General features: G+C 41.9%; 18 protein-coding genes and 2 tRNA genes. 6 read left to right on the top strand and 14 right to left on the bottom strand.

What is annotated here, in order from left to right:
• Nucleotides 1-12: 12 nt before the first annotated feature.
• From HXT48_RS02145 to HXT48_RS02110, 8 genes are all read right to left on the bottom strand, one after another.
• A complete protein-coding gene (locus HXT48_RS02145; protein WP_064621533.1) occupies nucleotides 13-831 on the bottom strand; it encodes a histidine phosphatase family protein in 819 nt (272 codons plus the stop codon).
• 24 nt (nucleotides 832-855) lie between these two features.
• Nucleotides 856-1,260, bottom strand: a complete 405-nt coding sequence (gene rsfS, locus HXT48_RS02140) for a ribosome silencing factor (protein ID WP_004108303.1) — start codon at nucleotides 1,258-1,260, stop codon at nucleotides 856-858.
• Nucleotides 1,261-1,296: 36 nt separating this feature from the next.
• Nucleotides 1,297-2,706, bottom strand: a complete 1,410-nt coding sequence (gene glmU / locus HXT48_RS02135) for a bifunctional UDP-N-acetylglucosamine diphosphorylase/glucosamine-1-phosphate N-acetyltransferase GlmU (protein WP_421793134.1) — start codon at nucleotides 2,704-2,706, stop codon at nucleotides 1,297-1,299.
• A 114-nt stretch (nucleotides 2,707-2,820) separates the two neighbouring features.
• Nucleotides 2,821-2,891, bottom strand: a tRNA-Gln gene (locus HXT48_RS02130).
• A 91-nt stretch (nucleotides 2,892-2,982) separates the two neighbouring features.
• On the bottom strand, nucleotides 2,983-4,005 hold the full coding sequence (locus HXT48_RS02125; protein ID WP_032837849.1) for a ribose-phosphate diphosphokinase: 1,023 nt from the start codon (nucleotides 4,003-4,005) through the stop codon (nucleotides 2,983-2,985).
• A gap of 96 nt (nucleotides 4,006-4,101) precedes the next feature.
• Entirely contained in the window at nucleotides 4,102-4,914 is an 813-nt protein-coding gene (gene nadD / locus HXT48_RS02120; RefSeq protein WP_012914348.1) for a nicotinate-nucleotide adenylyltransferase, read from the bottom strand.
• On the bottom strand, nucleotides 4,904-5,422 hold the full coding sequence (locus HXT48_RS02115) for a phosphoribosylglycinamide synthetase (protein WP_421793133.1): 519 nt from the start codon (nucleotides 5,420-5,422) through the stop codon (nucleotides 4,904-4,906). Before HXT48_RS02115 ends, nadD begins: the two co-directional genes overlap by 11 nt.
• Before the next feature lie 38 nt (nucleotides 5,423-5,460).
• A complete protein-coding gene (locus HXT48_RS02110) occupies nucleotides 5,461-6,738 on the bottom strand; it encodes a glutamate-5-semialdehyde dehydrogenase (protein WP_064621530.1) in 1,278 nt (425 codons plus the stop codon).
• A 200-nt stretch (nucleotides 6,739-6,938) separates the two neighbouring features.
• Between HXT48_RS02110 and thrC the strand changes: the two genes are divergently transcribed.
• A complete protein-coding gene (gene thrC, locus HXT48_RS02105; RefSeq protein ID WP_421793132.1) occupies nucleotides 6,939-8,465 on the top strand; it encodes a threonine synthase in 1,527 nt (508 codons plus the stop codon).
• A 59-nt stretch (nucleotides 8,466-8,524) separates the two neighbouring features.
• On the opposite strand, the gene HXT48_RS02100 is transcribed toward thrC, so the two are convergent.
• The 6 genes from HXT48_RS02100 to HXT48_RS02075 all read right to left on the bottom strand — a co-directional run bounded on the left by HXT48_RS02100 (nucleotide 8,525) and on the right by HXT48_RS02075 (nucleotide 15,055).
• Nucleotides 8,525-9,193 carry a regulatory protein RecX gene (locus tag HXT48_RS02100; protein WP_064621599.1) on the bottom strand — a complete coding sequence of 223 codons (669 nt, stop codon included), beginning with the start codon at nucleotides 9,191-9,193 and terminating at the stop codon, nucleotides 8,525-8,527.
• 31 nt (nucleotides 9,194-9,224) lie between these two features.
• Nucleotides 9,225-10,364 (bottom strand): recombinase RecA, encoded by a 1,140-nt coding sequence (gene recA / locus HXT48_RS02095; RefSeq protein WP_064621600.1) that lies wholly within the window; start codon nucleotides 10,362-10,364, stop codon nucleotides 9,225-9,227.
• A gap of 205 nt (nucleotides 10,365-10,569) precedes the next feature.
• Nucleotides 10,570-11,259, bottom strand: a complete 690-nt coding sequence (locus tag HXT48_RS02090; RefSeq protein ID WP_421793131.1) for a CinA family protein — start codon at nucleotides 11,257-11,259, stop codon at nucleotides 10,570-10,572.
• 111 nt (nucleotides 11,260-11,370) lie between these two features.
• Nucleotides 11,371-12,051: a CDP-diacylglycerol--glycerol-3-phosphate 3-phosphatidyltransferase gene (pgsA, locus tag HXT48_RS02085; RefSeq protein WP_004108344.1), complete on the bottom strand. Its 681-nt coding sequence runs from the start codon at nucleotides 12,049-12,051 to the stop codon at nucleotides 11,371-11,373.
• A gap of 81 nt (nucleotides 12,052-12,132) precedes the next feature.
• On the bottom strand, nucleotides 12,133-14,832 hold the full coding sequence (locus HXT48_RS02080; protein WP_012914352.1) for an FtsK/SpoIIIE family DNA translocase: 2,700 nt from the start codon (nucleotides 14,830-14,832) through the stop codon (nucleotides 12,133-12,135).
• Between the two features lie 147 nt (nucleotides 14,833-14,979).
• Nucleotides 14,980-15,055, bottom strand: a tRNA-His gene (locus HXT48_RS02075).
• Between the two features lie 140 nt (nucleotides 15,056-15,195).
• Between HXT48_RS02075 and purT the strand changes: the two genes are divergently transcribed.
• From purT to purM, 5 genes are all read left to right on the top strand, one after another.
• Nucleotides 15,196-16,479, top strand: coding sequence for a formate-dependent phosphoribosylglycinamide formyltransferase (purT, locus tag HXT48_RS02070; protein ID WP_004108351.1), 1,284 nt, complete (start codon nucleotides 15,196-15,198; stop codon nucleotides 16,477-16,479).
• 175 nt (nucleotides 16,480-16,654) lie between these two features.
• On the top strand, nucleotides 16,655-17,437 hold the full coding sequence (gene purC, locus HXT48_RS02065) for a phosphoribosylaminoimidazolesuccinocarboxamide synthase (RefSeq protein WP_004108354.1): 783 nt from the start codon (nucleotides 16,655-16,657) through the stop codon (nucleotides 17,435-17,437).
• 142 nt (nucleotides 17,438-17,579) lie between these two features.
• Nucleotides 17,580-21,335, top strand: a complete 3,756-nt coding sequence (locus HXT48_RS02060) for a phosphoribosylformylglycinamidine synthase (RefSeq protein ID WP_421793130.1) — start codon at nucleotides 17,580-17,582, stop codon at nucleotides 21,333-21,335.
• 83 nt (nucleotides 21,336-21,418) lie between these two features.
• Complete coding sequence (gene purF / locus HXT48_RS02055) at nucleotides 21,419-22,906, top strand: amidophosphoribosyltransferase (protein ID WP_004108359.1); 1,488 nt, start codon at nucleotides 21,419-21,421, stop codon at nucleotides 22,904-22,906.
• 80 nt (nucleotides 22,907-22,986) lie between these two features.
• Nucleotides 22,987-24,021, top strand: coding sequence for a phosphoribosylformylglycinamidine cyclo-ligase (gene purM / locus HXT48_RS02050; RefSeq protein WP_004108361.1), 1,035 nt, complete (start codon nucleotides 22,987-22,989; stop codon nucleotides 24,019-24,021).
• Nucleotides 24,022-24,055 lie beyond the last annotated feature (34 nt).

Below are 24,055 nucleotides of genomic sequence, written 5' to 3'. Positions count from 1 at the left end.
ATATTACGCAGATTAAGCCGCCCCCCAAATGCGAATAAGGCGCTGGCTTGTAGGGTCAGCTGCAGGACCTTGATCATAAGCATCCAAACGCCAATGAATCGAACCATCCGCGTTAAGACTTGGAATTAAGCGCGCCCAGCGACCATTTCCCATGCCACCAATCGTTTTGTAAGAAGGATCTACTTTATCTAATCCAAGCAGCTTATGAACAGTTTGCGAAAGGCAAGAGCCATGCGAAAACACTAGCAAATCGCGGTCTGCGCCAGTTTTGCGAGTCCAATCTTCTACTGCAGTAGCAGCGCGCTCTCCTACTTCCTGCTTAGCTTCAGCACCATGACGAAGCTCCCCGCCTTTACCTTCGACCCAAGCTTTGAAATCTTCCGGCCACTGTTCGCTAATCTGCTGGCGATTCAAACCTTCCCACTCGCCAAAGAAACGCTCGCGCACACCATTTTCAACTTGCACATGAAGCCCAATCTTATCTGCAAAAGCATGAGCTGTCTGCTGCGCGCGAATAAGCGGAGAAGCAATCGCCACAAAACTCGCGTCCGCTTCTTCCGCTGTAATGCGCACATGCTCAGCGCTGTTCGGATCCTTTGGATCTTCTAAGTCAGAAGCACCAAAAAGCACGCGCAAAGCTTTTCCAGAGCGAGTTACCTGATCCATTCCAGACTCATCCAAAGCAATATCAATCATGCCTTGCAAACGGAACTGTGCATTATACGGAGTTTGACCGTGGCGAATAAGCATAACAGAACGAGCAATTCCTTCATGCGCACTATTAATGGAATTATTTACGTTACTCGCAACATTTTCTACGAAATCAACCATGGTTTGTACCGTACTTTCTTCTTATTATTCAGTTTTGCTAGAATCTTCAGTTTCGCTAGCATGCTCTGGCAGCTGCAAATCGATTGCCGGGCAATCATTCCACAGGCGTTCCAAGCGGTAGAATGCTCGTGCTTCCTCATGCATTACATGAACTACAAAATCGCCAAAATCAAGCAAAATCCACTGTGCTAATTCCAAGCCTTCACGAGATAAAGCCTTGCGTTTGTTGTCTTTCAAGTACAAGTCTTTTTCGATTTCTTCTGCAACAGCTAATACTTGACGCTCATTTGAAGCAGAAACAACTAACATAGCATCCGTAATACCAAGCAAATCGCTTACATCAAAAGCCTGCTCGTTCGTTGCTTTCAAACGGTCTGCAGCAGCGGCAGCAATACGAATTGCACTAATTGAACTTTCTAAAGCTGTCATAACGTTACTACTCCTTAATTCTCCAACAAACGCTTTTTAGCGTTCCCAAGCTGGCTTCCAATTTTCGATTACATGCTGAGTATTTTCCGAGTACACCATAGAATCAGCCGGAACATCGTGACGTACCACCGATCCAGCACCGGTAGTAACATCATCTCCCACAGTAACCGGTGCTACAAACAGGTTTCCTGCGCCAACGTGAGCACCAGAACCAATCGTAGTATGATTCTTATGCACTCCGTCATAATTTGCAGTAATCGTACCGCCACCAATATTCGTATGCTCACCCAAATCAGCATCGCCAATATAGCTTAAATGAGGTACTTTAGTGCCATTTCCAATATGAGCTTTCTTCATTTCTACGAAAGCTCCTGCTTTACTTTCCTCACCAAGTACGTTTCCTGCACGCAAATACGTCCAAGGACCAATGTTTGCAGCCCTACAAATATGCGATTCCTGTACACGCGAACGTTCAACCACAACATCCTCATCAATTTGCGCATCAATAAGAGTTGTGTAAGGGCCAACTACAGCACCACTTGCAACCGTAGTACGACCTTGAAGGAAGCACCCAGGAAGCACAGTAACATCTTGTGCGAGCGTAACACTATCTTCAATCCAAGTAGTATCAGGGTCAAGAATAGTTACACCTTCAAGCATCCATTTTTCGCACACGCGCTTATTATGTGCTTTTGCGAGCGCAGCTAATTGCACACGATTATTTACGCCCTCTACAGTAAGCGGATCTGGAGCAGACATTGCACCAACATGACCAAACTTTCGGGCATGTTCCAAAGCATCAGTCAAATAGAACTCACCTTGGGCATTTTGAGAGTTAAGATCTGCAATTGCGTCACATAATACAGTCGCATCGAATACATATACAGAAGTGTTCACTTCATGAATAGCAAGCTCTCCAGCATTTGCATCCTTATGCTCAACAATACGCAAAACGTCACCGTTTGCTTCGCGCACAATACGACCGTATCCAGTTGCATCGTCTAATACTGCTGTAAGAACTGTTGCCACATTGTTATTATTATTGTGAAAATCAACTAAAGACTGCAAAGTTTGCGTATCAAGTAGCGGCATATCGCTTGCGGCAATCAGCACAGCTCCTTTTAATGCTTCACCAGTTTCGTTTTTAGCAATTTCGTTAAGATCTTTAATAGCACATTGCACTGCTCTGCCGGTTCCAGGAGTTTCGTCCTGATTTACAATATGCACATTTTCGTTATAGCTAATAGCAGCAGCAGCTACGCGTTCAGCTTGAGCATGCACAACTACAGCTAGTTTTTTAGGATTTACGCCATTCATGGCATCCATAACACGATTGAGAAATGTTTTACCAGCAAATGGATGTAGTACTTTCGGAGTTTCTGAACGCATACGCGTCCCATCGCCTGCTGCCAAAATTATTGCCGCAGTTACATCATGCTTTTCCACGCATACGCTCCTTATACTATTTTAATAAATTTCGCTGTATGTAATTCTATTACTTATTAGCAGCGTTCAAAACAAAAAACGCCACTCGATTCAACGAGTAGCGCTTCAAGTAAGCTCCCTCACCTGGATTCGAACCAAGACAAAGGGTTCCAAAGACCCGTGTGCTGCCATTACACCATGAGGGAACGGCGGAAAAACCGCCAAGTCACTATTATGCCATAATATCGAAAAACGTCAAATTGGCGTGCCGAAAAGCAAACCGTACGAAATCAATACTTAAGCAAATAAGAATCCTTGTCCGTGATGCTCAGGATAAGTGTCAAAAAGCTTAGCAACCGAACCATCCTCAAACACTGCTTTAATAGCACTTGCAAGAAGCGGAGCAATTGAAAGAACAGTCAAACCATCCCAACGCTTCTCTTCTGGAATAGGCACAGTATCAGTCAAAACAACTTCCCTAGCACCACAAGATTTCAAACGTTCGACTGCAGGACCAGAAAGCACGCCGTGAGTTGCAACAACTGTAACAGACTTAGCTCCAGCTTCCTTCAACACATTGCAAGCTCCTGCAATAGTTCCTGCAGTATCGATCAAGTCGTCAACCATAACGCAATCGCGTCCAGCAACGTCACCAACGACGCGATTTGCAACCGTCTTATTAGGGCAAGTGATATCGCGAGTTTTGTGCACAAAAGCCAAAGGACCGCCACCTAAGCGCTGAGCCCACTGTTCTGCTACGCGAATACGACCAGCATCAGGAGACACAACAGTTACGTTTGCAAGATCATCGCGGAAACGATCACGTACGTAATCAACCAAAACTGGCATAGCAATCAAGTGATCAACAGGACCGTCGAAGAATCCTTGAGACTGAGCTGCATGCAAATCGACGCTCATAATGCGATCAGCACCAGCAGTCTTTAGCAAATCAAACATCAAGCGGCAAGAAATAGGTTCGCGACCGCGATGCTTTTTATCTTGTCGAGAATAACCAAGCAACGGGCATACTGCAGTAATTGAACGAGCAGAAGCCCTCTTCAAAGCGTCAATCATAATTAACTGTTCCATAATGGACTTGTTAACAGGATCACTGTGGCTTTGAAGCACGAATACATCTGTACCACGCACAGATTGCGTATAGCGAACATACATTTCACCATTAGCAAAATCGTATGCCGTAGTTTCAAGTACATCAATTCCAAGCTGATCAGCTACATCACGAGCAAGCTTCGGATGTGCGCGACCGGTAACGAGAACAAGGTTTTTATCTGGCTTTCCTTCAAGGACGATGCTCACCATATCTCCAAACATTAGTTCGCTTTAATTCGCGAAATGAACATAATCAATACTAACTTTTTGCACAGACGATAAACGACAAGCCTACAAAATCAATAATTACGCACGATATAAACCATGCTTAACTATGTATTGAACTACTCCATCTGGAACTAAATACCACACCGGCTCACCATGCTCAGCTCGACGACGAACATCAGTAGAAGAAATAGACAACGCTGGAATCTCTAAAATATCAACCGGCAAATGCGTAGAATCACAATGAACCATATCGTCACGATTCGCTGCAATACCAGTATCATTCGTATGCATTTGGCGAGGCATTAACGGAGAATTAGAATCTGCTAACTTTTCTGGCCTCGAATAGCCAGGACGAGTAACAGCCACAAATCGAGCCAAATTCCACATTTCGCGCGCATTTTTCCATTGCATTATTTCAGCAATAGCGTCAGCTCCAGTAATAAAGAAAAGTTCCGCATCAGGATGTTGAGCACGTATATCTCGCAAAGTATCGATAGTATAAGTAACTCCAGGGCGATCAATATCAACCCTAGAAACAGTGAACTTTGGATTTGAGGCTGTGGCAATAACAGTCATTAAATAACGATCTTCTGCATTCGTAACTTTTTTATCAAGCTTAAAAACAGGCCTACCGGTAGGAACGAAAATAACTTCGTCAAGATCATAAACCCAAGCAACTTCCGAAGCCGCAACCAAGTGACCATTGTGTATTGGATCGAATGTGCCGCCCATAATTCCAATGCGCTGACGTTCATGCACATTGCCACGAGCAGAAGTACGTTTATGAACTGAATTCACAACCGCAGGAGGAGCCGCTTCTTTACCAGTAAACGCGCCATGAAATAGGTCAGACATGCGACGTTCTGCATCTTCGTGAATTTCAGGACTCATTCGCTTCAGATTCCTTGTCTTCCACTTGAGTTTCATTCACTAATCCAGATGCAACATTTGCACTATCCGGATTAATGTTGCCCATTTCTTCATCCCACTCATCTTTTACAACACGCTGGATTTCAGCAAAAGTTGGAAGAGGGAAATCTGGTTGATACGCACCACGAATTTTCGCTACAAATTCCGAAATTTTAGCAAGCATAGATGTCATGCCATCAACATCATGATCACGTTCTAATTCGCTAAACTTAATAATATTCTTTTCCATATTGCGAACATTTTTAAGAACATTATTAAACGAAGTTTCATCAGGAATAGTCACATCATTCGAATCAGAATCTGGCCAGCCCATCAACACTGCGTCAGCATACTCAAGCGATGAACGTTGCGATGCAGAAGCAATACCATCTTCAATTTGCACCAAAAAAACATATCGCACAATGGACAAACGTTCAGCAGCAACATCAAGCGCCTCAGCTGTACTCAAATTCACGTCATTATTAGGCATACTCTTACCTTACCGCCACGTAACTATTAAAACCAGTACTACTCGCGTATCTGCCCATCTCCGTAGCCGATCCATTTGGTTGTTGTCATTTCAAACAAACCCATAGGGCCTCTTGCATGCAATTTTTGCGTAGAAATACCAAGTTCTGCACCAAAACCAAACTCGCCGCCATCCGTAAAGCGCGTTGAAGCATTTACCATAACTACAGCGGAATCAACACTTGCAATAAAACTTTGAATAGTTGAATAATCTTCAGCAATAATGGTTTCAGTATGACCAGTAGAATATTTCGCAATATGAGAAGCTGCATCAGTATAATCATTTACAACTTTCACACCCATATTCAGCGACAAATATTCTCGCTTCCAATCTTCCTCAGTGGCACACTCAAGCTGCAATCCTTGAATATTAGCGGATTGTAAAATATCGTAAGATTTATCATCTGCATGCAAAATTACATTATGCTCAGCTAAAGCAGCAGCGATTTTTGGCAAAAATTCTTGCGCAACAGCTTTATGCACTAATAATTTTTCAGCAGCGTTGCACACGCCCACTCGTTGCGTTTTTGCATTAATAATAATCGGTACAGCTTTTTTAATATCAGCGCTTTTATCTACATAAATATGTACGTTTCCAGCTCCAGTCTCAATAACAGGAACCGTAGATTCTTGAACAACTGCTGCAATAAGATTTGCGCTACCTCTAGGCACAAGCACATCAATATGACCGTGAGCATGCATCATTGACGTAGCTCCGTCTCTTCCTAAATCATCAACAGACTGAATCAAATCAGCACTAAAGTTAGAATTTTTAAGAACCGATTGTATAACTTCAATACTCGCCTGATTCGTATGGAGAGCCGCGCTTCCACCACGCAAAATCGCAGCATTTCCAGATTTAATACACAAAGCAGCTACATCAATAGTTACGTTTGGACGAGCTTCGTAAATCATTCCCATAACGCCCATTGGAACTCGAATTTGCGAAAGTTTAATGCCATTAGGAAGAGTGTATCCGCGAACAACCTCTCCTACAGGATCTTGCAATTGTGCAATTTTTCGCACGCTTTTTGCAGAAGCTTGGATTCGCTCTTCGTCAAATTTAAGCCTGTCGAGCTTTCCAGCATCCATTCCTTTAGCTTCAGCTTCTTTAAGATCTTTTTTGTTAGCCTCAGCAATATTTGAAGCTGCATACTCTAAGGCATCTGCCATTTTTTCGAGAAGCGCATTTTTTGCGCGAGTGTCTGCATGAGCAAAATTACGCCACGCTTTGCGCGCACAATCCGCACGAGCATTCACTAAATCATCAACAGACAACGTTTCCCCCTATAGATTATTTGCCTAATCGCCAATTAATTAATAGTAAAACAAAAGCATTTATACATATGAGATTAGCACACGCCCATTCGCCCAGCACTTCAGGTACCATAATTTGATATAAGTTGTGTAAATAATTTACATAAATAATCTATGTAAGTAAAAAATATTCTCTATAAACAGACGGTTACGGAGTTATTATGGCATCAGATACAACTATTTTCCATAGCACTCGTTCGCTTAAACCAACATGCACTTCAAAAGAAGCAATACGTAAAGGAATTGCTGAAGATGGCGGATTATTTGTAGCCGATAGCCTTGGTAGCGAGCGTTACGATATTTCTAAATTGCAAGGCAAATCGTATCAAGAAATTGCGCAAGATATTTTACAACTGTTACTGCCAGATTATACTTCAGAAGAGCTTTCTTCTTGCATTAAACTGGCATACGGCAATCAATGGGCTAATAACGCTATTACTCCACTCCAGCAGCTTGGAAACACTCGCGATTTTGTGATGGAACTTTTCCATGGTCCTACATGCGCGTTTAAAGACGTTGCTTTGCAAATGTTGCCACAATTAATGTCTCGCACTAAAACTCAACACGAAAACGAATCTGATATTGAAAAAAGCGTTATGATTCTAACTGCAACTTCTGGAGATACAGGTAAAGCTGCTTTGGCTGGTTTTGCTGATGTTCCAGGCACTTCTATGGTTACTTTTTATCCAGAAGGAAAAGTTAGCCGCGTTCAAGAATTGCAAATGACTACGCAGGTGGGCGAAAATGTGAAAGTTTGCGCAGTTCGAGGCAATTTTGACGATGCTCAAACTGGCGTAAAACAGATTTTCACCAATAGTGAGCTTAATAAAAATATTGAAGAATCTGCGAATACTGAATTGTCTTCTGCTAATTCAATAAATGTTGGACGACTCGTGCCGCAAGTCGTGTACTATTTTGCGGCTTATAAGCAACTTGTTGAGCGTAAAGCAATAGCTCTTGGAGACAAAGTTGAGTTTTGCGTACCAACCGGCAATTTTGGCGATATTCTTGCTGGATATTACGCAAAAATGCTTGGTCTTCCTGTAAAACATCTTATTGTTGCAAGCAATAGCAATAATGTTTTGTTTGATTTTTTGGTAAGCGGCACTTATAACCGTCAGCGCTCATTCCATCACACTGTTGCTCCTTCTATGGATATTTTGGTTTCTTCTAATTTGGAACGAATGCTTTATTACATGTGCGATAAAGACACGCGTTTAATACAAATGCTTATGAACGATTTACAGCAGTGGGGCGCTTTTGAGATTCCAGAAAATGTGCTTGCAAAGATTCGCTCACTGTTTGGCTGCGGTTGGGCAAATGAAGATCAAATTCGCGAAGCTATTTATGACTGCTGGAACAAGTACAAGTATGTGATCGACCCACATACTGCTTGCGGATTCTTCGTTATGCAAAATATTCCACATGACGAAAGCACACCTAGAGTATTGCTAAGCACTGCAAGCCCATACAAATTCCCTCGCGTTGTTGCTGAAGCTTTGAATATTGAGCATGTGCAAGATATGAATGATTTCAAATGCATGGACGCTCTTAGTAAAGCTACAGGAACTAAAGCTCCAAGCATGCTTAGAAATCTTGAAAATAAAACTCCACGCTTTAATGATGTTATTAATGTTGAAGATATGCCTGAGTATGTTTTAGCTCAAGCGCATAATTTCGCAAAATAATCATAAAGTTTTAAGCGAAAGAGGCTGGTTTACTTGTATAATCCAGCCTCTTTTACTATTCATTCGTTATTACTTTCGAATAAAGCTGCATACACTTCGTTAATAACGTTTAAATCATGACCTTTTCTTGCAGCTGCTGCGAAAAATCTTCGTCTTCGAACTAAAGGCTCAAGATTTCTCGTGCGCGAAGCCGTTTTGCGACCGAGTTCCCACGCTGCTTCAGTGAATACTCCAGAGTTTTGAGCAGAAGCTACATTTTGTGAAATAGCAGCAGGATCAACATTTTTACGCTGCAATTCCATTCGAGTAGCTCTAGCACCAAGAAGCCTCACTGCGCAAGAGCGAATCACCATTTGAGCGTATTGATTGTCATCAAGAAGATGCAATTCAAGCAAGCGATGAATAACCGCGTCAACAGCAACTTCCGTGTAACCTTTTTCTTTAAGCCTTTTGCGCATGTTCATCACAGAGCGAGGAGCATAATCTAAAAGCCTTAAAGCAGCTTCCCTGCAATCATCTTCACTACTATTGCAAAGTTCGTCGCTTAAATCACTTACTTTAGCGTTTTTTACATACGGCATGTTTTTTGTATTATTTTTTGCGCTTAAAAGTACTGACTTATGCGATATTTTTTTGCGAGTATGTGTCACTACACTATTACTTTCGTCATTTTCTTCAGCACGCTCTACTGGATGATCGCGAAGAAAATTCTCTACACTAATAGGCATATTGCATTCGCTTTACACTGTAATCTTATTATTACTTCGATTCGGATGACTTTTGTGCAGAATTTTTAGCTACAGAATCATCATCGAATTGATCTAGTTCAGAATCTTCAGCGAATTGATCTTCAGGATGCATTAAACCTAACGAAGCTTTGACTTTTTCGCTAATTTCTTCAGTAATAGCTGGATTATCTTTCAAGAATTTACGGACGTTTTCACGACCTTGTCCAAGCTGCTCACCTTCATAAGTAAACCAAGAACCAGATTTCTTAATAACTTCAGCTTGCAGTCCCATATCGATAACAGAACCTTCAGTCGAGATACCTTCTCCGTAAAGAACATCAAACTCAGCAGTTTTGAAAGGCGGAGCCATTTTATTCTTGACAATCTTAACTTTAGTTCGGTTGCCAACAGCTTCTTCGCCCTCTTTAATAGTAGAAACTCTGCGAATATCCATACGCACAGACGCATAGAACTTCAAAGCTTTACCACCAGTGGTAGTTTCAGGATTACCAAAGAATACGCCAATTTTTTCACGAAGCTGATTAATAAAAATAGCAGTAGTGCCAGCTTGTGACAGAGCACCAGTCATCTTACGCAACGCCTGACTCATTAAGCGAGCTTGTAAGCCCACATGACTATCTCCCATATCGCCATCGATTTCAGCTTTAGGAACTAATGCCGCTACAGAATCAACAACAATAACATCTAACGCACCAGAACGAATAAGCATATCAGCAATTTCCAATGCCTGCTCACCATTATCTGGCTGAGAAACAATAAGAGCATCCGTGTCTACTCCAAGCTTTCGCGCATAGACAGGATCCAACGCATGCTCAGCATCAATAAATGCCGCTACCCCACCATTTTTTTGAGCATTTGCAACAATATGCAAAGCAAGAGTTGTTTTACCAGAAGACTCAGGACCGTAGACTTCAACTATTCGCCCTCTAGGAACACCGCCAATCCCCAAAGCAGTGTCCAACGCTAATGAACCAGTAGGAATAACTTCTACATCTTGCATAGGTCTATCACCTAAGCGCATTGCAGAACCTTTTCCATATTGTCGTTCAACATTGGCTAAAGCAGTTTCTAACGCTGCTTGGCGACGTGGATCTGTTTTATCCGCATCAATAAGGCGATTAATACTGCCTTTACTTTTTGTTTGCGCCATGTATGCTACTCCTTTCGCATGCCGTTATGTATCGAACGACCTTAGTTCCATACTAGATTCAAGTACAAGCATTTTTGTGCAATGTGGATAAAACATTTAATCCAAGCACTTAAACACTTAACTCAGCTTAAATCATCTCGACAAACATAAGTATACTACATATGCGAACATTTGTTCGATAGCGCGTGTCTTGATTACACCCCAACTACTTACAATCTTCGACATAAGCAATCAAGTCATTAGCTATTCTCAATAACTGAAATACAGTAGATTCGCGAACTTCTTGACGACTGCCAGATAATCTCAATTCAAAAACAAAAGCAGCACTTGATGGCGCAATTTTAGTTACGCTTTGACTTTCGATTTGAGCAAAATCATAATCATAGACGTTACTCACACAGCTATTTTCAAGTTCTTTACGAGCTACATCTTTAACAGAATCCATAACATCACTAACTTGAGGCAAAAATATTCCAACATAAACTAAACCTGCTGGTTTACTACCATCAGGACCAGGACCTGCAACACCAGTTGTAGACAAGCCAATAATAGGAAAATTTGCACAACACTCACAATCTTCCTCATACGCCCATCCACTGCCACGATATATTTGAGCAGCTCCAATCGCCATTTGAAAAGCAACATCCTGGTAAACCGCGCCTTCAGATTGTAAAAGATTAGAATTTACGCCAAGAATTTTGGATTTAGCATGAATATCATAAGTGACAGCAGATCCACAAAAAACTCGTGACGCACCAGGAACAGAAACAAAAGCATCAGCCAAAAGCCCGCCAGTTAATGACTCTGCTGAAGCAATATGCATTCCTTTAATAAAACTTTTTTCCAATAGATTCGCAGCTAAAGAAACTGTATTAAAACCTGAAGAATTATTCATAATACGCTCGATATGATTGTAGCTTACGATTTTCCAAAACATAAACCCTTTAGGGATAATCTATGAAAAACCGTAAGCTACAAACAAGAAGTTTAACTCGTTATATTTTATTTACTTCACAGGAGACAAAGGCACTGCATTTTTTGCATCATCAACTTGAGATTCGCTATTTGAAGAACCCTCAAAGAAAGCACTATAGACATACAAAACTGCAGAATAGAAAGCAAAGCCCAAAGAAATACCAAGCAAGCCAAAAGCAACTGCATAGTAAGAAACCATCCAAGAAGGCAATGGATTAGCATGAAGAGTTGCAACAAGAGGTGCAATAATCATTGCAATACCAATCGACTGCGTAAGAGTCTTATATTTTCCTGCAGAGGATGCAGCAATTACCCTTCCACGAACATGAACAACATAAATTCGCACAAGAGTAATGGCAATTTCGCGAATCATGAACAAGATGGTTATCCACCAATAAATTTCGCCGAAAACAGAAGCAATAATAAGCGCAGCTAAAATAAGAATTTTATCCGCAATTGGATCAAGCAACTTACCTAATTCTGTAACCTTATGATATTTACGAGCCATCCACCCGTCAAGCTTATCCGTAGAAGCAGCTACAACAAACAGCACAAACGCAGCCCAACGCAACGAAACTGAATCAAAACCCCATATACCTGCTTTCAAATATAAAACAATAAAAACAAGCGAAAGCAAAATACGGATATAAGTCACAATATTCGGAGCATAATTCCAGCCAGCAAAAAATGATGACTTAGCTTTTTTCTTCATACACATAACCTTCATTCTACTGCAAAGTAAAAACTTCTAGCACATCACACAACTTGGTACTGCACATAACAATACAATATCTTATAACGAATCTGACTCACCACGAATAAAAGCCAAAACTTTTGGCAAATCTTCCGGCTGAACCAAAACTTCGCGAGCTTTAGAACCTTCAGAAGGTCCCACTACTCCTCGAGATTCAAGCAAATCCATCAATCGACCTGCCTTTGCAAAGCCAACGCGCAACTTGCGCTGAAGCATTGAAGTAGAGCCAAATTGCGAGCTAACAACAAGCTCAGCAGCCTGAAGCAACTCATCCATATCGTCGCCAATATCGCTAGTTTTAAGCTTGCTTTGAGCTTGAGCATCAGCTTTTTGAGCCATTTGCTCAATATCTTCACGATACTTTGGCTTGCGCTGCGTGCGAACATACTCAACAGCCTTACGAATTTCAGATTCACTCACCCACGAACCCTGCACACGCTGAGGCTTAGCAGCACCCATTGGAAGGAACAAAGCGTCGCCTTGACCAATCAAGGTTTCTGCGCCAACAGTATCGAGAATAACCCTTGAATCAGTAGCAGACGAAGTAGCAAAAGCCAAACGAGAAGGAATATTCGCCTTAATTAAACCTGTTACAACATCAACAGACGGACGCTGAGTAGCGAGAACCAAATGCACACCTGCAGCTCGAGCAAGCTGAGTAATACGCTGAATAGAACTTTCCACATCGTTCTTAGCAACCATCATCAAATCAGCCATCTCATCTACCACCACAAGTAAATACGGGTATGGAGCAACTTTTCGCTCAGATCCAGCCGGAGCATGAACCTTTCCTTCACGAACAGCCTTGTTGAAATCTTTAACATGACGGAAACCAAAGAATTGCAAGTCGTCGTAGCGAGCATCCATCTCTTTAACAACCCACTCAAGAGCCTGCGCAGCCTTCTTAGGATCCGTAATAATCGGAGTAAGCAAATGCGGAATGCCAGCATAAGCAGAAAGCTCCACGCGCTTAGGATCGACCATAATCATGCGAACTTGTTCAGGAGTTGCCCTCATAATAATCGAAGTAAGCATTGAGTTAATGAAACTCGACTTACCAGAACCAGTAGCACCAGCAACAAGCAAATGCGGCATTTTATCGAGAGCTGCAGTTACGAAATGACCTTCAACATCTTTTCCAACGCCTGTAAGCATAGGATTAGGGTCATTCATAGCTTTTTGCGAGCGCAGAACATCTCCCAAATGCACAATTTCGCGGTCGACGTTTGGAATTTCAATACCAATAGCAGACTTTCCTGGGATTGGCGACAAAATACGCACATCCGTGCTAGCTACAGCGTATGCAATATTTTTTTGCAAATTCGTAACTTTTTCAACTTTTACACCAGGACCAAGCTCAACCTCGTACTGCGTAACAGATGGCCCTCTAAGGAATCCAATAACGTGAGCGTCGACGTCAAATTGCTCAAAAGTAGAAGTTAGCGCACGAATAACGTTATCGTTTGCTTGAGTTCTCGCAACATGAGGCTTGCCATAAGCCAAAAGATTCAAATCAGGGAGCTTGTAAGGTTCAGAGGAAGAATCAAAAGAAGGCTCATTATTATTGCCAGCACCATTTTCACTGTCGGTAGCATTTTCATTATCTGAATCTTCCTGATCCCTGCGATATTGATTCATACGTTCAGCTGGAATACTTGACCATGGATCGCTTGCAGATAAAGAGGAATCACTCATAGGAGCTTTTGGCAATATTTCTTCAGAAACAGGCTTTGATGAAGATGAAACACTTCTAGGTGTAAGTTGACTCGAATTATTATCAGCATTTTCAAATTGAGAATTATTTACAGCATTATTATCTGAAGAGCTGCTCACAGTTCTTGCTTTACGAGGTTCAACTCTTTCAAGATTATCTGCACTATTACCGTGAGAAGCAGCATGCGAAAATGCATCATCGCCAGCGTATTCGTCAAGCAATTCCCCATTATTATTACTGTTTTTACGCTTAAAGAATGATTTAAACAGTTTCAGCACAGAAGACATTTGAGAAGATCTGCTATTATTTTTCGGCAACTCTTCATTGTGAGTTGGCACATCATCTGCAAATTCCAAAGAATTGGTTTTGCTGTCAGAATTATCTTCTGCAGAGTTTCCTAAATCTTCAGAAGACTTTTTATTATTATACTTAGCAAGAATAGCAGCCACGACTTGAGCTATATCAGTTACATGAAGGCGAGTAATCATTAATATCGAAAAAATAGCAGCCACTACAAAAATAATAATTGCAAAAATACGAGAAAGACCCCACGATAGCGGAGACCCGAGCACAAAACCTAATAACCCACCTGACTTCTGTACAGTGTCTAAATTAAACGCTTTTCCGCGAGGTGCAGAAGAAATATCAAGAATTGAGCAAACAGACAACAATAGAATAATAAATCCGCTAATAACACGAGGATTACCAGAGCCAGCTCCACTGTTACGCATCAACCTAAAAGCAACAACGCTTAACCACACAGGCAGAACAACGCTCATAATTCCAAGCAAACTAGAGGACACAAAATGGAGACCTACTCCAATAAATCCACTAACTCTAAACCATTCTGATGCGCAGAACAAAATCGCAAGAACAAGCATAACGAAGCACAAACCGTCCCTGCGATATGCCTCATCGTATTCTCCAACACCAAAAAGCGAGCGCACTAACTTTCCTAAAGTTCTAGGCACAAACAGGAGAATTGTCTCCCACAATGGTTCACTAGGTGAAGCCTTACCAGCCATAAATACTCCTTCTGTGCATTACTTCATTGCGCACGCACAATTTAAGTCGGGAAACACCCTAACCATATCAGTTTACCCTATGTACTGTTTGGCTTGAAGGGTTACAAAACTAACAAAAAACGGCTGGTCAATTACCAGCCGTTCAAGTGGGGTGGCTAACGCGGCTTGAACGCGCGACCTTCTGAACCACAATCAGATGCTCTACCGACTGAGCTATAGCCACCATGCGCGTGAAAACATACATAATCACACAACAAAGGGATACTATACACGATTTTCTAGATTTCCGCCAGAGCAACACACTTCGGCGCGTCGTAGTAGCAACATCAATTATTCGACAATGGCAAATGCAACAATGGGTGTATGAGTTTTTCTGAGCAAAATCAACGCATTTTTGGCGTAACTGCAAATAGCAACAACACGACAGCACTTCTTCTTGGCTCAGGCGAGCTTGGCAAGGAAATTGCGATTGAGCTTATGCGATTAGGCGTGCGAGTATGCGCTGCCGATAGCTACAAAAACGCTCCTGCAATGCAAATAGCTCACGAATACCACGTGCTAGATATGTCGAATCCGCAAGAATTGCAAGAACTTATTTCAAATGTGAATCCTGACATTATTATTCCAGAAGTTGAAGCTATTGCTACTGAAGTTTTGAAAGATGCTGCTAAAAAGAATATTCAAGTCGTTCCTAGCTCAGATATTGCCGCGATTGCAATGGATCGCGAGCGCTTGCGTAGAATTGCGCACGAAGATTTAGGACTGCCTACTACACCGTATTGTTTCGCTTCATCTTATGAAGAGTTAGAGTATGGAGCTAAAAAAGTTGGATATCCTTGTGTAGTTAAGCCTGTTATGAGCTCTTCTGGTCACGGTCAGTCAATAGTTCGTAGTTCTGAAAATTTGCTTGCAGCTTGGAATGAAGCTCAGCATGGCAGGCGTGCAGCAGCTGGTCATGAGAATGAGTGTTCACGCGTTATTGTTGAAGCTTTAGCTCCGCTTGATTATGAGCTTACAGTACTTACAATAAGCTCTTGCGCAGGAATTACTACTTGTGAGCCGATCGCTCAGCGTCAGCAAGACGGAGACTATAGAGAATCTTGGCAGCCTGCAAATATTCCTGAATCGATCCGCACTAATGCGAAAGATATTGCAAAGCGCGCTGTAGAAGGTTTGACTGATATTGCGCAAGAAGCTGGCGAAGCAGGTTGGGGCGTTTATGGAGTCGAATTATTCGTGCTTACTGATGGCTCTTTGCTTTTTAATGAATTGTCACCTCGCCCACACGATACTGGCATGGTAACTATGATTTCGCAGCATTACAGTGAATTTGCATTGCATGCATTGGCTATTTTGGGAGTTCCAGTTACAGCTAACTATACTGAGCTTTCTTTGAAAAATAATGAAGTTGCAGCAAGTCACGCCATTGTTATTAAGGCGGAAGGATCTGTTGGTTTTACGAATATTGCTCAAGCTTTGCAATCTGGCGAAAATTATCGATGCAACTTGCGTATTTTTGCTAAGCCTTCTGTACATGGTCACAGACGCATGGCAGTTTCTTTAGCTACTGGATTAACGCAAGAAGAAGCTAGAGAAAATGCGACACGCGTCGCCATTTCGCTAAAAACTACACAAACAAATGCTTAGATACATTGAAAATTAAGGCATAGGAGTTAAAAAAGATAATAATTTACAGTATGCACGAAGGGAAATTTTGTAGGTAACAATTGTTACGCTAATCGTGCTGGCAAAGGTCAGGTAAACCTACAAATATTGTTGGTTTGCGCCTACAACTGTGAATGCACATAAGAGAGGGCATATCATGGAAAAACTTGAGAAGTTGTACGAAGGCAAAGCCAAAAAACTGTATGCTACCGATGACACCAACGTGCTATGGGTTGAATACATGAACCAGGCAACAGCTGGTAACGGTCTGAAGAAAGCTCAGATTGCAGGTAAAGGCAGTTTAAATAACCGAATTACTTCGTTACTATTCCATTTACTTGAGGCGCGCGGTGTAAAAAGCCACTTCCTCGGACGAATTTCCGATACTGAACAACTTGTAAAGCGTATGCGCATGTTCCCACTGGAAATTATTATGCGAAATACTGCTGCAGGTTCTTTTGCAAAACGTTATAACGTTAAAGAAGGAACACCTTTAAAGAAGCCATTGTTGGAGTTCTGCGTAAAGTCCGACGAGCTTGGTGATCCATTTATTAATCCTGAAGGCGTTGTAGCTCTTGGATTAGCAACAGATGAAGAAATGGCAGAAGTCACTCGTCAAGCTCATGCTGTTAACAATGCTTTGTTGGATATTTTCTCAAAGATTGATGTTCAGCTTGTCGACTTCAAGATTGAAGAAGGCGTAGACGCTGAAGGAAATATTCTTCTCGCTGATGAAATAACTCCTGATACTTGCAGACTTTGGGATAAGCGCAATGCTGGTACGAACGGAGTAAGTCATTTGGACAAGGACTTGTTCAGGCGCGATTTAGGCGACATCATTCCTGCTTATGAAGAAATTCACGACAGGCTTGCATCTTTAGCTCAAAGCGAAGGTTTGGATGTTTCTGTGCGCAAACCTGACGATTGCGTAGAACGATAATGATTGTTGTGGCTCGTACCTTTAGGGGTGCGAGCCACATGCATTCTTAATGTGATTTTGAATAATTTAATATTTATAATTTAAAACCAATACAACAATAAACACTGCATTCATACCGCACATTCAACAAGGTAGGTTTCTCGTGGTATTTCGCGTATATGTGGAAAAACGCACTGGTTTTGACGTTCAAGCGCAACAGCTTTTACATGAGCTTAGGGAGATTCTTGGCATAAGCGCGATTACTTCCGCAAGAATTATTAACCGTTATGACGTTGAAGGTATCAGCAAAGATTTATTCGACAATGCTGTGCAAACAGTATTAAGCGAACCTCCAGTTGATAATACTTACGATTACTTGCCTATTGAAACCGACGAGCACGTATTTGCTGTAGAATTTTTGCCTGGTCAATTCGATCAGCGTGCGCAATCTGCTAGCGAATGCATTCAACTTATTAGTCAAGGCGAACGCCCAACAGTGCGCACTGCTAGAGTAATCGCTTTAAAAGGTAATCTTGACGAAAAAGCACTAAACGATATTAAACACTACGTTATTAATCCTGTTGAAGCGCGAGAAGCTTCACTTGATGAGGTAAAAAGTTTACAGCGAGAAGCAGTTGTACCATCTGATGTAGAAGTAATTAGCTCATTTAACGATTTAAACGAAGCTGGATTACAAGACTTTATTAATACTCGCGGTTTGGCAATGGATTTGGCTGACGCAAAGTTCTGCCAGAAGTATTTCCGTGAAGAACATAGAAATCCTACTATTACAGAAATTCGCGTTATTGATACGTACTGGTCCGACCACTGCCGTCACACGACTTTTGGCACCGAGCTTACAGATATTTCTATTGACGATAACACTGTTCAAGAAGCATTTAGCCGTTATCTTGATTTGCGAAAAGAACTAAATCGCGAAAATAAGCCTGTTTGCCTTATGGATATGGCAACTATTGGCGCAAAATACTTAAAGCATACCGGCGAGCTTAAAAATTTGGACGAGTCAGAAGAAATCAACGCTTGCACAGTAAAAGTTAAAGTGGACGTAAACGGTCACGACGAAGATTGGCTATTCCTGTTTAAAAACGAAACACATAATCATCCTACAGAGATTGAGCCTTTCGGTGGAGCTGCAACTTGCATTGGTGGCTGCATCCGTGATCCTCTTTCTGGACGCTCCTATGTGTATCAAGCAATGCGCGTAACTGGTGCTGCAGATCCACGCACGCCTATTAGCGAGACTTTAAACGGTAAGCTTCCGCAGCGAAAAATTGTAACTTCTGCTGCCGCAGGATACTCTTCTTACGGAAATCAGATTGGTTTAGCTACTGGCGAAGTACACGAGTTATACCACCCTGGTTATGTTGCAAAACGTATGGAGGTTGGTGCAGTTGTTGCCGCTACCCCAGCCGACCATGTGCGCAGAGAAACTCCAGCTCCTGGCGATGTGATTATTCTTCTTGGCGGACGCACTGGTAGAGATGGCATTGGCGGCGCAACTGGCGCTTCTAAAGCTCAAGATGTTGAAAGTATTGAAGAGTGCGGAGCTGAAGTTCAAAAAGGTAATGCTCCTATTGAGCGAAAACTGCAACGACTTTTCCGACGCAAGGATGCTTGTCAACTTATTAAGCGTTGCAACGATTTCGGCGCTGGCGGCATTTCTGTCGCAACTGGCGAAATTGCCGACGGCTTAACTATTAATCTCGACAAAGTTTCTAAAAAGTACGAAGGTCTCGACGGCACTGAGCTTGCTATTTCTGAATCTCAAGAGCGCATGGCTGTCGACGTTGCATCAAGTGATGCTGAAGAATTTTTGAAGTATGCTCGTGAAGAAAATCTTGAAGCAGAAATAATAGCGACTGTTACTGAAGAAGCACGAATGCGAATGACTTGGCGTGGAAAAACCATTGTTGACTTAAGCCGCGCATTCTTGGCTTCTAATGGCGCTGCAAAACAGCAGATATTGCATATTGAAAGTGGAGAATCTTACGAAACTCCATGGCAGAATCAGTCAGATTTGCCGTTAGAAAAGCGCATGCATAACTTAGTTTCGGATATTAATATTGCTTCAAATAAAGGCTTATCTGAACGATTTGATTCTACTATTGGCGCTGCTACTGTGCTTATGCCTTTTGGCGGTCGTCGCCAGCTTACTCCTGCTCAAGCCATGGTTGCTAAATTCCCAGTATTTGGCGAAACAAACACAGCTTCCGCAATGGCTTGGGGATTTAATCCGTATTTGATGGAAAAGAATCAGTTTACTGGAGCTTATGTTGCGGTTGTTGAATCATTGGCAAAGCTAGCAGCTAGCGGTTTCACTCGCGAACGTGCTTACTTGAGTTTACAAGAATATTTTGGCAAGCCTCACGATATTCCAGAGCGTTGGGGAAAGCCAGCTGCAGCAGTTCTTGGTGCTTTAAGTGCACAGCTTGATTTTGGCGTTGGTGCTATTGGCGGCAAGGATTCCATGAGCGGCAGTTTTGAGAATCTGGATGTGCCACCAACTTTGATTTCGTTTGCTGTTTCTACTGGAGATGCACGTTTAACTGTTTCACCTGAATTTAAGGGTGTAAATCATAAAGTTATACGTATTGCTCCAAAATATAAATCCGACGGAATTACTCCAGAAAAAGAAAGCTTCCTGAAAGCATTAGAGATTGTAGAAAATATTACGAAAAACAAGCAAGCTCTTGCTATATCTACTCCTGGCTACGGTGCTAGTGCAGAAAGCTTATTCAAAATGACGCTTGGAAATCATATTGGTCTTAAATTATTCAACAATTTAAGCGACGATGATTTATTTAAGCTAGCATATGGAAGCTTCTATGTTGAGCTTAAAGAAGACGCTGAAGTTCCGTCGTTAGCTAATACAAGCTTGGTTGACGTTGAGCTTGTTGGCGAAACAACTGAAAATTACGCGATTACTTCATCAAATGGCGAAGAAATTGATTTAAGTGATTTACAAAAAGTTTGGGAAAGCGCACTTTCCTCAATCTTCCCATATAAAAAGCCTGGCGAGATTGTAGAAACTATTAATAGCGAAACTAATGTTTCTACTACAGACCGCATGCACACAGGAAAACTAAAGCCGCTTTCGCATCCTCGCGTTATTATCCCAGTTTTCCCTGGAAATAATTGCGAATACGATACTCAAGCTGCTTTTGAAAAAGCTGGAGCAGACGCTCATACGCTTATTATTAATAATTTAAGCGCAAAAGATATTGCACGATCAGCTGAGAGATTGGTTGAAGAGATTAAAAAGAGTCAAATTGTAATGATTCCAGGAGGCTTCTCCGGAGGCGATGAGCCGGACGGTTCTGCGAAATTCATTACAGCATTCTTTAGGAATCCAGCAGTAACAGACGCAGTTCGTGACTTGCTTAATAATCGTGACGGTTTAATGCTTGGAATTTGCAACGGCTTCCAAGCGCTTATTAAGCTTGGTCTTGTGCCTTTTGGTGACATTATCCCAATAAATTCCGAATGCCCAACTCTTACCTACAACACTATTGGCAGACACCAAAGTAGGATTGTTCGCACTAGAGTTGCTTCAAATCTTTCACCATGGTTAGCAAATACGCAAGTTGGAGACATGCATACTGTTGCAATTTCTCATGGAGAAGGTCGCTTTATTGCAACGCCAGAAGTTATGGAAAAGCTTATTAACAACGGCCAAGTAGCTACGCAATACGTTGATAGCAATGGCGTTCCAAGCATGAGTTTGAATGTGAATCCAAACGGATCGATTATGTCCGTTGAAGGAATTACCAGCCCAGATGGTCGAGTTTTTGGAAAAATGGGACATTGCGAGCGCGCAGGTCGTGACTTGTATGTCAATATTCCTGATTTCCACGAGCAACCATTGTTTGAAGCTGGTGTTGAATATTTCACTGCATGAGCTTTAGTTTACAGTTGCAAAACTTGTATCAAAATAACTACAAAATTCGACGATTACAATCATCGATTATTAGGGGGGTATGAATGTCTGCAGAACTTGAAGATATTCACGAAGAATGCGGCGTATTTGGTGTGTGGGGTCATCAAGATGCAGCTAGGCTGACATATTTTGGACTTCATGCGCTACAGCATCGAGGACAAGAAGGTGCCGGCATTGTATCTAACGACAATGGCAAACTGCATGGGTATCGCGGATTGGGATTGCTAACTCAAGTATTTAGCAATGAACAAGTTATGGATCGTCTTACTGGAAACAGGGCTATCGGTCACGTGCGATATGCTACTGCAGGTTCTGGAAGCGTTGATAACATTCAGCCTTTCCTATTCCGTTTCCACGATGGAGACGTAGCTCTTGCTCATAACGGAAATTTGACAAATTGCACTAGCCTACGTAATTCCTTGGAAGATAAAGGCTCAATATTCCACTCAAATTCTGATACTGAAATATTGATGCATTTAATTCGCCACTCCAGTAAAGCAACTTTTATGGATCGCCTAAAAGAAGCTTTACAAACTGTTCATGGCGGTTTTGCTTACTTATTGCTTACTCAAGATGCACTAATCGGAGCAACTGATCCAAATGGTTTCCGCCCTCTTTCGCTTGGTCGTATGAAGAACGGCGCGTACGTGCTTGCTTCTGAAACTTGTGCGCTTGATATTGTGCGAGCAGAGTTTATTCGCGATATTGAGCCTGGCGAAATCATTGTTATTAATGACGATGGCTACACTATTGAGCAATATACAAAGCACGTGCAGCATGCAGTATGCTCAATGGAATTTATTTATTTCGCTCGCCCAGATTCTAATATTTACGGTATTAATGTTCATTCTGTACGAAAGCGCATGGGTGCACGTTTGGCTAAAGAATCTCCTGTTGAAGCAGATATGGTTATTGGAGTTCCTAATTCTTCACTTTCTGCTGCTGCAGGATACGCTGAAACAAGCGGAATTCCAAACGAAATGGGATTGATTAAAAACCAGTATGTTGCACGCACTTTTATTCAACCGACGCAAGAATTACGCGAGCAAGGCGTTCGTATGAAACTTTCTGCTGTTCGTGGTGTAGTTGCAGGAAAACGCGTTATCGTTATTGACGATTCGATTGTTCGCGGAACTACTTCTAAGCGCATTGTGCAATTGCTTCGAGAAGCTGGCGCTAAAGAAGTGCATATGCGTATTTCTTCCCCTCCGCTTAAATATCCTTGCTTCTACGGTATCGATATTCAAACTACGAAGGAACTTATTGCAGCAAAGCATTCAGTTGAAGAAATTCGCGAGTATATCGATGCTGATTCCTTAGCATTTTTGTCTTTAGATGGATTAGTCGAGTCGATTGGATTAAAAAAGCCTGCTCCTTATGGCGGTTTGTGCGTTGCTTACTTTAATGGTGACTACCCTACTGCACTAGACGATTACGGCGAAGAATTCTTGGCTTCACTTACTCCTGAAGAACGCGAACATTTGCAAGAAGTAAGGAAACATAGTAAATATTCGCACGAAGATCTTATATAACTTAATAATTTAATTGTTTATTGCAATTTATAAATAAAACTTAAGAAAATACTTATAACAGTGTTACGAAAGGAACCGATATGCCACATGCATATGAAGAAGCTGGCGTAAGCGTAGAAGCAGGATACGAAGTAGTACGTCGTATTAAATCTCATGTAAATCGCACAAAGCGCCCAGGCGTTGTAGGTGGCATTGGCGGATTTGGCGGCTTATTTGATTTGGCGTCTCTTGGTTACAAAGAGCCAGTGCTGATTTCTGGCACGGATGGCGTTGGAACCAAGCTTGTGATTGCAAAAATGATGAATAAGCATAACACTATTGGCATTGATTGCGTTGCAATGTGCGTAAACGATATTGCAGCTCAAGGTGCCGAGCCACTTTTCTTCCTCGACTATATTGCATGCGGAAAAAACAATCCTGAAATACTTGAGCAAGTAGTTTCAGGCGTTGCAGACGGTTGCGTGCAATCAGAAGCAGGTTTAATTGGCGGCGAAACTGCTGAAATGCCTGGAATGTATGACGAAGACGAGTACGATCTTGCAGGTTTTGCAGTAGGCGTTGCAGAACGTTCTAATATTGTTGATGGATCCACTATTACTGCCGGCGACGTGCTTATCGGACTTCCTTCTTCAGGAGTTCATTCAAACGGATTCTCTCTTGTTCGCAAAGCTTTGTTTGAAGAAGCAGGTTTTAGCGTTGACACCAAGCTAGATGAGCTTAATGGCAAAACACTTGGCGAAGTTCTTCTTGAACCCACTCGAATCTACGTAAAAGCTTTAAAGCCACTTTTTGCTGAACATCTTATTAAGGGAGTTGCTCATATTACAGGCGGCGGATTTATTGAAAATGTTCCGCGCATGTACGCAGATGATTTAGCTGCAAAAATTGATACCACTAGCTGGAGCGTTCCACCTATTTTTGGCGTTATTGAACAAGCAGGCAAAGTTGCTCACGCTGAAATGTTCAACGTTTTTAATATGGGCATTGGCATGGTTTTGGCAGTTGATGAAAGCCGAGCAAACGAGGCAATGCGAGTACTAAACAAGCATGACGAAACCGCTTATATTATTGGCAAAATGGCTAAGCGAGAAAACGTTGCAGTTGAGTTGTTGTAAACTGCAAAACTGCAAAACCGCAAAATATGAAGCT

Origin of the sequence: Gardnerella sp. KA00127 (genome assembly GCF_049244125.1) — a bacterium.
Lineage (GTDB): Bacteria > Actinomycetota > Actinomycetes > Actinomycetales > Bifidobacteriaceae > Bifidobacterium > Bifidobacterium swidsinskii.
This window is presented reverse-complemented; position numbering and strand designations above follow the sequence as displayed.

Bases quoted from the DNA above. Each gene is read 5' to 3' on its own strand.
- HXT48_RS02145 (WP_064621533.1), bottom strand. From the start codon at position 831: ATGGTTGATTTCGTAGAAAATGTTGCGAGTAACGTAAATAATTCCATT.
- rsfS (WP_004108303.1), bottom strand. From the start codon at position 1,260: ATGACAGCTTTAGAAAGTTCAATTAGTGCAATTCGTATTGCTGCCGCT.
- HXT48_RS02125 (WP_032837849.1), bottom strand. From the start codon at position 4,005: ATGGTGAGCATCGTCCTTGAAGGAAAGCCAGATAAAAACCTTGTTCTC.
- nadD (WP_012914348.1), bottom strand. From the start codon at position 4,914: ATGAGTCCTGAAATTCACGAAGATGCAGAACGTCGCATGTCTGACCTA.
- HXT48_RS02115 (WP_421793133.1), bottom strand. From the start codon at position 5,422: ATGCCTAATAATGACGTGAATTTGAGTACAGCTGAGGCGCTTGATGTT.
- thrC (WP_421793132.1), top strand. From the start codon at position 6,939: ATGGCATCAGATACAACTATTTTCCATAGCACTCGTTCGCTTAAACCA.
- HXT48_RS02100 (WP_064621599.1), bottom strand. From the start codon at position 9,193: ATGCCTATTAGTGTAGAGAATTTTCTTCGCGATCATCCAGTAGAGCGT.
- recA (WP_064621600.1), bottom strand. From the start codon at position 10,364: ATGGCGCAAACAAAAAGTAAAGGCAGTATTAATCGCCTTATTGATGCG.
- HXT48_RS02090 (WP_421793131.1), bottom strand. From the start codon at position 11,259: ATGAATAATTCTTCAGGTTTTAATACAGTTTCTTTAGCTGCGAATCTA.
- pgsA (WP_004108344.1), bottom strand. From the start codon at position 12,051: ATGAAGAAAAAAGCTAAGTCATCATTTTTTGCTGGCTGGAATTATGCT.
- HXT48_RS02080 (WP_012914352.1), bottom strand. From the start codon at position 14,832: ATGGCTGGTAAGGCTTCACCTAGTGAACCATTGTGGGAGACAATTCTC.
- purT (WP_004108351.1), top strand. From the start codon at position 15,196: ATGAGTTTTTCTGAGCAAAATCAACGCATTTTTGGCGTAACTGCAAAT.
- purC (WP_004108354.1), top strand. From the start codon at position 16,655: ATGGAAAAACTTGAGAAGTTGTACGAAGGCAAAGCCAAAAAACTGTAT.
- purF (WP_004108359.1), top strand. From the start codon at position 21,419: ATGTCTGCAGAACTTGAAGATATTCACGAAGAATGCGGCGTATTTGGT.
- purM (WP_004108361.1), top strand. From the start codon at position 22,987: ATGCCACATGCATATGAAGAAGCTGGCGTAAGCGTAGAAGCAGGATAC.